The organism is Succinimonas sp., assembly GCF_045225735.1.
In the GTDB taxonomy this organism is placed as follows: Bacteria; Pseudomonadota; Gammaproteobacteria; order Enterobacterales; family Succinivibrionaceae; genus Succinimonas.
This window is the reverse complement of record NZ_JBGVBR010000316.1, coordinates 1-7,834: the sequence shown is the minus strand read 5'-3', so window position 1 is coordinate 7,834 and position 7,834 is coordinate 1. Positions and strand designations below refer to the sequence as shown.

At 54.3% G+C, this 7,834-nt stretch carries 11 protein-coding genes and 1 pseudogene; all 12 read left to right on the top strand.

Annotated features, from left to right (window positions below):
- Positions 1-255: pseudogene (locus ACJROR_RS11340) on the top strand (serine acetyltransferase); the annotation flags it as partial.
- 51 nt (positions 256-306) lie between these two features.
- The gene (gene thiS / locus ACJROR_RS11335; RefSeq protein WP_406039275.1) at positions 307-513 is read left to right on the top strand and encodes a sulfur carrier protein ThiS; all 207 of its coding nucleotides are present in this window, start codon (positions 307-309) and stop codon (positions 511-513) included.
- Positions 513-1,325, top strand: a complete 813-nt coding sequence (locus ACJROR_RS11330; protein ID WP_406547141.1) for a HesA/MoeB/ThiF family protein — start codon at positions 513-515, stop codon at positions 1,323-1,325. Before thiS ends, ACJROR_RS11330 begins: the two co-directional genes overlap by 1 nt.
- Before the next feature lie 13 nt (positions 1,326-1,338).
- Positions 1,339-1,788 carry a M67 family metallopeptidase gene (locus ACJROR_RS11325; RefSeq protein WP_406039279.1) on the top strand — a complete coding sequence of 150 codons (450 nt, stop codon included), beginning with the start codon at positions 1,339-1,341 and terminating at the stop codon, positions 1,786-1,788.
- Positions 1,781-2,032 (top strand): sulfurtransferase TusA family protein, encoded by a 252-nt coding sequence (locus ACJROR_RS11320; protein ID WP_406039281.1) that lies wholly within the window; start codon positions 1,781-1,783, stop codon positions 2,030-2,032. Before ACJROR_RS11325 ends, ACJROR_RS11320 begins: the two co-directional genes overlap by 8 nt.
- Positions 2,033-2,312: 280 nt before the next feature.
- Positions 2,313-3,614, top strand: coding sequence for a phosphopyruvate hydratase (eno, locus tag ACJROR_RS11315; RefSeq protein WP_406039283.1), 1,302 nt, complete (start codon positions 2,313-2,315; stop codon positions 3,612-3,614).
- 221 nt (positions 3,615-3,835) lie between these two features.
- Positions 3,836-4,138 carry a septum formation initiator family protein gene (locus ACJROR_RS11310; RefSeq protein WP_406547140.1) on the top strand — a complete coding sequence of 101 codons (303 nt, stop codon included), beginning with the start codon at positions 3,836-3,838 and terminating at the stop codon, positions 4,136-4,138.
- Positions 4,139-4,816, top strand: coding sequence for a 2-C-methyl-D-erythritol 4-phosphate cytidylyltransferase (gene ispD / locus ACJROR_RS11305; protein ID WP_406547139.1), 678 nt, complete (start codon positions 4,139-4,141; stop codon positions 4,814-4,816).
- 15 nt (positions 4,817-4,831) lie between these two features.
- A complete protein-coding gene (gene ispF / locus ACJROR_RS11300) occupies positions 4,832-5,308 on the top strand; it encodes a 2-C-methyl-D-erythritol 2,4-cyclodiphosphate synthase (protein WP_406039352.1) in 477 nt (158 codons plus the stop codon).
- A 19-nt stretch (positions 5,309-5,327) separates the two neighbouring features.
- The gene (gene surE / locus ACJROR_RS11295; RefSeq protein ID WP_406039291.1) at positions 5,328-6,074 is read left to right on the top strand and encodes a 5'/3'-nucleotidase SurE; all 747 of its coding nucleotides are present in this window, start codon (positions 5,328-5,330) and stop codon (positions 6,072-6,074) included.
- Positions 6,075-6,084: 10 nt separating this feature from the next.
- Complete coding sequence (locus tag ACJROR_RS11290) at positions 6,085-6,708, top strand: YqaA family protein (RefSeq protein ID WP_406039293.1); 624 nt, start codon at positions 6,085-6,087, stop codon at positions 6,706-6,708.
- A gap of 18 nt (positions 6,709-6,726) precedes the next feature.
- Positions 6,727-7,821 carry a peptidoglycan DD-metalloendopeptidase family protein gene (locus ACJROR_RS11285; RefSeq protein ID WP_406547138.1) on the top strand — a complete coding sequence of 365 codons (1,095 nt, stop codon included), beginning with the start codon at positions 6,727-6,729 and terminating at the stop codon, positions 7,819-7,821.
- Positions 7,822-7,834: the final 13 nt, after the last annotated feature.

Sequence of the window (7,834 nt, the reverse complement as noted above, 5' to 3'; positions counted from 1 at the left end):
CAGAAGCTTTCGGGAAAAAAGAGGCATCCCACCATCGGCGACAATGTGACCATTTATGCCGGTGCTTCCATTCTGGGCGGGGAAACGGTAATCGGCGCCAACTCCATTATCGGCGGGAATACCTTCATTACCTCATCGGTGCCGGCCGATACCCGGGTTACGGTAAAGAATCCCGAAATGGAATACCGTTCTCAGGACAGCCGCCGCCGGAAGGAGGAGGTAAAGCCCGGGGATGAGTGGTGCTATGTGATTTAGCTTTTTTGTTACTTTTGATGTTAATGATTTTTGATATAAGGAAAACCGCAAATGATAATAACTGTTGCCGGAAAAAGAAAGGAAGTGGCTGCGGGAACTACCGTGGCTGAACTCATTAAAATTGAAAATGTGGAAACCCCGCAGTATGTGACCGTGTCGGTAAACGGCGAGTTTATCAAGTCTGATACCTTTGACACTCATGTGCTTAATGAAGGGGATGAGGTGGAATTTCTGTATTTCATGGGAGGCGGACAGTAATGGCCTTTACAAATGAACAGCTGGAGCGTTATTCCCGGCACATTATTCTGAAGGAGATCGGCGCCAAGGGCCAGAAGAAGCTTCTGGCAGCGAAGGTGCTAATTATCGGCGCCGGGGGGTTAGGCTCTCCTGCCGCTCTCTATCTTGCAGCGGCCGGTGTGGGCACTATCGGCATTGTTGACGCTGATACGGTGGATCTCTCCAATTTGCAGCGGCAGGTAATTCATACCACGGCCGATGTCGGCAAAAGGAAGGCGGAATCTGCGGCTGAGACTATGAGGGCCATAAATCCGGACGTTAAGGTCAATACCTGTTACACCTTTGTAAACAGCTCCAATATTCTGGATCTCATCAAGGACTATGACTTTGTCATTGACGGCACGGACAATTTTCCGGCCAAGTTCCTTATTAATGATGCCTGCGTCATGGCCAAAAAGCCCTTCAGCCATGCCGGCATTATCAGATTCAAGGGGCAGCTTACCACGGTGATCCCGGGACAGAGCCCGTGCTATCGCTGCATCTTCAAGGAGCCGCCCCCCAAGGATGCGGTGCCTACCTGCCGGCAGGCGGGGGTTATCGGGGCCATGGGCGGGGTTATCGGATCCCTGCAGGCCATGGAGGCCATTAAGTATATTACCGGAGTGGGAGAGCTTCTTACCGGTTATCTCCTGACCTATGACGCCCTCACCATGGAGTTTCATAAGATCAAGCTGCCGTCCCGGGGCGCCGGCTGCGCTGTCTGCTCCGAGAATCCGGTGATTACCGAGCTTCATGATTATGAGCAGGCTGTCTGCGAATTAAAGCAGCATTGATTTCGGGTGGCGTATGAAGATAACCATGCTTAGGGCCGACTTTGACAGGATTTACCGGCACGCTCTCGCGGAAAGTCCCCGGGAGGCCTGCGGGCTTCTGGCCGGCATTGATAGTCCGGATGGTGTCCGGGAGATCAGAAGGGTGTACATCCTGACCAATACGGATCATGCGGAGGAGCACTTTTCCATTGACCCCCGGGAGCAGCTTGCGGCCATTAAGGACATGCGAGCAGCCGGACTTGCCCCTCTGGGGAACTGGCATTCCCATCCCGCAAGTCCCTCCCGGCCTTCAGAGGAGGATATCAGACTGGCCAATGATCCCCGGGCCAGCTATCTCATCCTTTCTCTGGCGGAACAGGATCATCCGGTGCTGAACGGATTCCATATTGAAGGGGCTCAGGGAAGCAGAACAGTAAGAAAGGAAGATCTTGTTATTCTTGAGGAGACTGAAAACCATGACTGATGCAAACATTACCGCGGATGACAAAATTGACATCACCGATGTAAACTGCCCCATTACTTTTGTAAAAACCAAGGTGGCTCTGGATGAGCTTGATGACGGACAGATTCTGGAGGTGCGGCTTAACAGCGGCGAACCCGCCGAGAATGTTCCCAGAAGCGTGAAGGAGGAGGGCCATAAAATTCTGGCTTTCCGGGAAAACGGCGACGGCACCTTCGAGCTTTTTATTCAGAAGGTCGGAGATTAAAGGGACGCCGGGCGTGAGCCGGCCGTACTGAAAAAGACGTTTTTGCCGGGCGCTTAGGCCCGGTTTTTTATCATGACGGGCCGGATCCCGGGGACTTCGGTCTGATTCCCGAATTTGTTGTTTTTTAGGGATGGAGACATTATAATCAGATGTCAGGAAGGAGCGGTTTAATGTATCTGCTGCTGTACTTGCTGTAATGACGCCTCTCGTTTCCTGTCAGATTTTTAAGATGACTGCCTCATGCAGTCTTTTTTATAACCTCCATAAGGACTTACATATAATGGCTAAGATCACTAAGGTAATTGGTCGTGAAATTGTTGATTCACGTGGTAATCCTACTGTAGAAGCTGATGTTTATCTTGATGACGGCTCCATGGGCCGCGCTGCAGTTCCTTCAGGAGCTTCCACCGGTGTTCGCGAAGCTCTCGAGCTCCGTGACGGAGACAAGAGCCGTTTTGGCGGCAAGGGTGTTCTTACCGCTGTTAAGAATGTTAACGAGATCCTGGGACCGGCCATTGTAGGCATGGATCCTGTTGATCAGCGCGCTGTTGACAACGTTATGCTGGCCAAGGACGGCGATCCCTTCAAGAAGAACCTCGGCGCCAATGCCATTCTCGCCATTTCCCTGGCTGTAGCCAAGGCTGCCGCTCAGTCCAAGAAGGTTCCTCTCTATGAGCACATTTCCGACCTCAACGGCACTCACGGCGTTTACTCCATGCCTCTCCCGATGATGAACATCATCAACGGCGGCGCTCACGCTGCCTGGTCCATGGACATGCAGGAATTCATGATTCAGCCTGTTGGCGCCAAGACCGTTAAGGAAGCCATCCGCATGGGCGCTGAAATTTTCCACGAGCTCGCCAAGGTACTCAAGGCTCTTGGTCAGCCTACCACTGTAGGCGACGAAGGCGGCTATGCTCCTAAGCTTGCCGGCACCGCCAAGGCTATGGCTGCCATCAAGGAAGCTGTGGAGAAGGCCGGCTACAAGTTCGGCGAGGACGTTACCCTGGCTATGGACTGCGCTTCCTCCGAGTTCTATGACGCTGAAGCCAAGCTTTACAGAATGAAGGCTGAAGGCAAGGATTTCACCTCCAATCAGCTGGCTGACTTCCTGGCTGACCTCTGCGATCAGTATCCTATCATCTCCATCGAAGACGGCCAGGCCGAAGGCGACTGGGACGGCTGGAAGTATCTTACCGACAAGATCGGCGGCAGATGCCAGCTGGTAGGCGACGACCTCTTCGTAACCAATCCTTCCATCCTCAAGGAAGGCATTGAGAAGGGCATTGCCAACTCCATCCTCATCAAGGTTAACCAGATCGGCTCTCTCTCTGAGACTCTTGACGCCATTCAGATGGCTCACAAGGCTGGCTACACCGCCATCGTTTCTCACCGTTCCGGCGAGACCGAGGACTGCACCATTGCCGACATCGCTGTTGGTACCGCAGCCGGCCAGATCAAGACCGGTTCCCTGAGCCGTTCCGACCGTATGGCCAAGTACAACCAGCTGATCCGCATCGAGGAAGAGCTCGGTTCTGAAAAGGCTCCTTATGCCGGCCGCAAGGCAGTTAAGGGCCAGTAATCCGCGGCTTCGCTGAGTTTTTCAGAAAGCTGACAAGCTAAAAGCTGAGAAAGGCGCCTTCGGGCGTCTTTTTTTTTTGCGTCCGGAGATCAGCTTCTGTTCTTCTGTAACAGTTCTGTCCGGCGCCTGCAGCAGACGGCGAATCAGCGGGATCTCCGCCCCTGTCATGTTCAAACTGAGCGGCATGGATTATAATATTCCCGGTCTTTCAGGGTGATGCTATGCGCTACACTAATGTCATTTTAATTCTGGTTATTATTTATCTCGGGCACACGCTGGTGCACGGCCCCAATGGTCTCAGACGCTACCAGGAGGTGACCGCTGAGCTTCGTCAGGCAAAGGAATATACCCGGAATCTGGAGGAGCGCAATCTCATGATGAAGGTTGACATTGAATCCCTGAAAAAAACAGACGGTTCCCCCACGGTGGAGAATCTGGCCCGCTCCAATCTGGGCATGATCAAGTCAGGAGAGGTGTTTTACCGGGTAATTTTTCCCAGCCGGCAGGAGGCCTCCGGAAAATAAATGTCTGACATGATTGACGTGGTTATTCCCGCTGCCGGCGTCGGGAAGCGCATGCAGTCCCGGTGTCCCAAGCAGTATCTTCCCTTTGCCTCCAGCACCATCCTGGAGGAAACCCTGAAGCGCATTTTCCGGTTTTCAGCGCTGGGCCGGGTCATTCTGGCTCTGAGTCCGGAGGATCAGTATTTTCAGGATACCGGGCTTTACGGCGACCCCCGCATTGTAACGGTGCCCGGCGGAAAAGAGAGGGGGGACAGCGTGCTTTCCGGGCTTCGGGCAGCCACATCGGAATATGTCATGGTTCACGATGCGGCGCGGCCTTGTATTATGATGGCAGATCTGGAAAGACTCCGGGATCTCGCTATGAATGACAACGGCGGCATTCTGGCGGTAAGAATTCCCGACACGGTAAAGCGCGGCGACAGCGAAAACCGCATTACGGACACCGTGCCCCGGGCCGGACTCTGGCGGGCTCTTACCCCGCAGCTTTTTAAAAGAGATCTTCTGATAACCGCTTATGAGAAGGCCGCCGCCTCCGGCATGACGCTGACGGATGAGGCTTCGGCCATGGAGTTTTTGGGCTATCACCCCCTGCTGGTGCCGGGCTCCAGCCTTAACATTAAGATTACCGAGCCTCAGGATCTGGCCCTGGGGACGCTTTTTTACCGGGAAATGGACTAAGAGGGAAGCAGCATGATATTCAGAGTCGGACATGGTTTTGATGTGCATAAGTTCGGCGGCGCGGGGCCGGTTACCCTGGGCGGAGTTAAGATTCCTTATGAAACGGGCCTTATCGCTCATTCAGACGGCGACGTGGTACTTCATGCCCTTACGGATGCTCTTCTGGGAGCCGCTGCACTTGGCGACATCGGCCGGCTTTATCCGGACAATGATGACCGGTTTTTGAACATTGACAGCAGAATTCTTCTCCGGGATGCCTGGAAAAGGGTGCAGGATCTGGGCTGGAAAATCAGCAACGCGGATATAACCATCATGGCCCAGGCCCCGAAAATCGCCCCTTATGAGCATGAAATGCGGGTCAATATCGCTGCAGATCTGGGCCTTGATATGGATGCCGTGAACGTTAAGGCCACCACCACCGAGAAGCTGGGCTTTACCGGAAGAAAGGAAGGCATTGCCGTTACCGCCGTGACGCTCATTTACAGGGATTAAAGGATTTAGTCAGGACGTTATGAGAATTCTCATAAGCAATGATGACGGAGTTTATGCAGAGGGAATTTCCCGGCTTTATGACGCGGTTTCCGCGGAATACCCCGACACCTTTGTGGTGGCTCCGGATCGGAACCAGAGCGCTGCCAGTCATTCTCTTACCCTGGATTATCCCCTCCGGACGCAGGAAATTTTAAAAAAGAACTTCACGGCGGTAAGAGGCACTCCCACTGACAGCGTCTACCTGGCCCTGAATTCTCTCCTGAAGCCCCGGCCGGATGTGGTGGTTTCCGGCATCAACGAGGGGGCCAATCTGGGGGATGACGTCATCTACTCGGGCACCGTGGCTGCGGCCATGGAGGGCCGGGGCTGCCGGTATCCGGCTCTGGCGGTTTCTCTCTGCGGCTCCCGCCATTACGATACGGCAGCTGCTTTTGTGATGAGGATTCTCCGTAAAATAGAGGAAACTCCGCTCCCCGGACAGCAGATCCTGAATGTGAACGTTCCGGATTTGCCGCTGTCTGAAATAAAGGGGATGATGGTGACCCGGCTGGGCCGCCGCCAGAATGCCGAGAGCATTATTGAAGCCCGGGATCTCCGCGGCGTTCCCATTTACTGGGTGGGGCCGCAGGGAAAACCGGTGGACAGGGAGCGGGACACAGATTTCTGGGCGGTGGAGCACGGCTATGTCTCGGTAACGCCCCTCCATATTGATTTAACGGCGTACAACAGTCTTGACGATCTCACGGGCTGGGCTGATATGGTATGACACAGGGCCTATGAAGTTATTTACCGGAATCTATGATTATTGCATAAACCTGTCGAAGCACCGTCTGGCGCCGGTTTTTCTGACGGGAAACAGCTTTATTGAATCCATTTTCTGGCCGATCCCCGTGGATATCATGCTGGCTCCCATGTGTCTGGCCCGGCCGGAGCGGGCGCTGCACTATGCCTTTCTGGCCACCGCGGCTTCCGTTATGGGGGCGGTTTTGGGGTACGGCATCGGATATTATCTTTACGATCCCTGGATTCAGGATCTCGTGGCGCGGTTTAACTATCAGGAGACCTTCAGCCGGGCCTCCGGATATCTGCAAAGCTATGGCGTGGCGTTTATTGTTATCGGTTCCTTTACGCCGCTCCCCTACAAAATTGTAGCCATCTCAGCCGGCCTTATTGCCTCCCAGCAGGTCAGCATGGGACTGGGGGCCGGGCAGCTCCATCTGATACCGTTTATTCTGGTATCATTTGCGGGCCGGGGACTGAGATTTTTTCTGATTGCCGCGGTTATCAAAATCGGCGGTGCCAGAATGGAGCAGAAGCTCCGGCGCTACATTGACATCATAGGCTGGGTGACTCTGGTTATTCTGACGGCGGTTTTCGGCTATTACATGCTGCAGGACTGAATTGCAAAGGACTGAATAATGCTGCGCAAATCTGTATTTTGGGTTAAGACGGGACTCATGGCGGGACTTATGGCATTGTCCCTGGGGGCCTGTACCACGTATACCGGCACCGGTTATTCAGCCGGGGATCTTACCGGAGACACTGCCGGTTCCGCCCGGGGGGTGAACGGCGTCTATACCGTGCGCGCCGGGGATACCCTGTATTCCGTGGCCTTTGCCAATAACGTTGACCTGAAGCTCCTGGCGTATATCAACGATATTAAGAAGCCCTACAATATCAACAAGGGACAGAGGCTGATTTTGGATCCCGCCCGGGTGGGAGTGAGAACCCACAGGGTGCAGAAAAACGATACGGTTTACGCTCTTTCCCGGAAATTCGGCATTCCCATGAAGGATCTGGTCAGCATTAACGACATTGATTCCAATTACACGATTATGGTGGGACAGCTTCTGGCGGTGAGCCGCAAAAGCAAAAATCCGGTGCCGGTGGCCGCTGCCGGAAGCGGCAGCGCATCTTCCCGGAACACCGCGCCCACGGTCATAAACACTGCCGCAAAACCGGATTCCGGCCGGGTTAACACTCCCGCTCAGAAGCCGGTAACTCCCGTAAATACTTCTGCAGCTTCTGCTTCCCGGGGAGACAATGCTCCGGATATGACAGTTTCCGGCAGCCGGAATAAGAAGGAAAACACCCGGGCCGTGGATGATGTCCGGATTCCGGCTCAGGCCCGGGGCAACGTCAGCTGGAAGTGGCCGGTTCAGGGCCGCATTATCGAAGGCTTTTCCAATTCGGAGCATGGCAATAAGGGCATCGACATTTCCGGAGCCCGGGGATCTGATATCAGGGCCGCCTCCGGAGGCAAGGTGGTGTATGCCGGAAATGCCCTCAGAGGCTACGGGAACCTGATAATCCTGAGCCATAACGATGATTTTCTGTCCGCCTATGCCCATAACGACTCTATTCTGGTGCGGGAAGGGCAGCAGGTGTCCCGGGGGCAGGTAATCGCCAAAATGGGTGATTCCGAGGCCAAGTCCGTGAGATTGCATTTTGAGATCCGCTACCGGGGACAGACGGTAAATCCCATGAAGTATCTGCCTCAGAGCCGGAAGTAGCAGACTGCAGCGT

Excerpts from the sequence above, each read along its gene's own strand:
- thiS (WP_406039275.1), top strand. The coding sequence starts at position 307 with ATGATAATAACTGTTGCCGGAAAAAGAAAGGAAGTGGCTGCGGGAACT.
- ACJROR_RS11330 (WP_406547141.1), top strand. The coding sequence starts at position 513 with ATGGCCTTTACAAATGAACAGCTGGAGCGTTATTCCCGGCACATTATT.
- ACJROR_RS11325 (WP_406039279.1), top strand. The coding sequence starts at position 1,339 with ATGAAGATAACCATGCTTAGGGCCGACTTTGACAGGATTTACCGGCAC.
- ACJROR_RS11320 (WP_406039281.1), top strand. The coding sequence starts at position 1,781 with ATGACTGATGCAAACATTACCGCGGATGACAAAATTGACATCACCGAT.
- eno (WP_406039283.1), top strand. The coding sequence starts at position 2,313 with ATGGCTAAGATCACTAAGGTAATTGGTCGTGAAATTGTTGATTCACGT.
- ACJROR_RS11310 (WP_406547140.1), top strand. The coding sequence starts at position 3,836 with ATGCGCTACACTAATGTCATTTTAATTCTGGTTATTATTTATCTCGGG.
- ispD (WP_406547139.1), top strand. The coding sequence starts at position 4,139 with ATGTCTGACATGATTGACGTGGTTATTCCCGCTGCCGGCGTCGGGAAG.
- surE (WP_406039291.1), top strand. The coding sequence starts at position 5,328 with ATGAGAATTCTCATAAGCAATGATGACGGAGTTTATGCAGAGGGAATT.
- ACJROR_RS11290 (WP_406039293.1), top strand. The coding sequence starts at position 6,085 with ATGAAGTTATTTACCGGAATCTATGATTATTGCATAAACCTGTCGAAG.
- ACJROR_RS11285 (WP_406547138.1), top strand. The coding sequence starts at position 6,727 with ATGCTGCGCAAATCTGTATTTTGGGTTAAGACGGGACTCATGGCGGGA.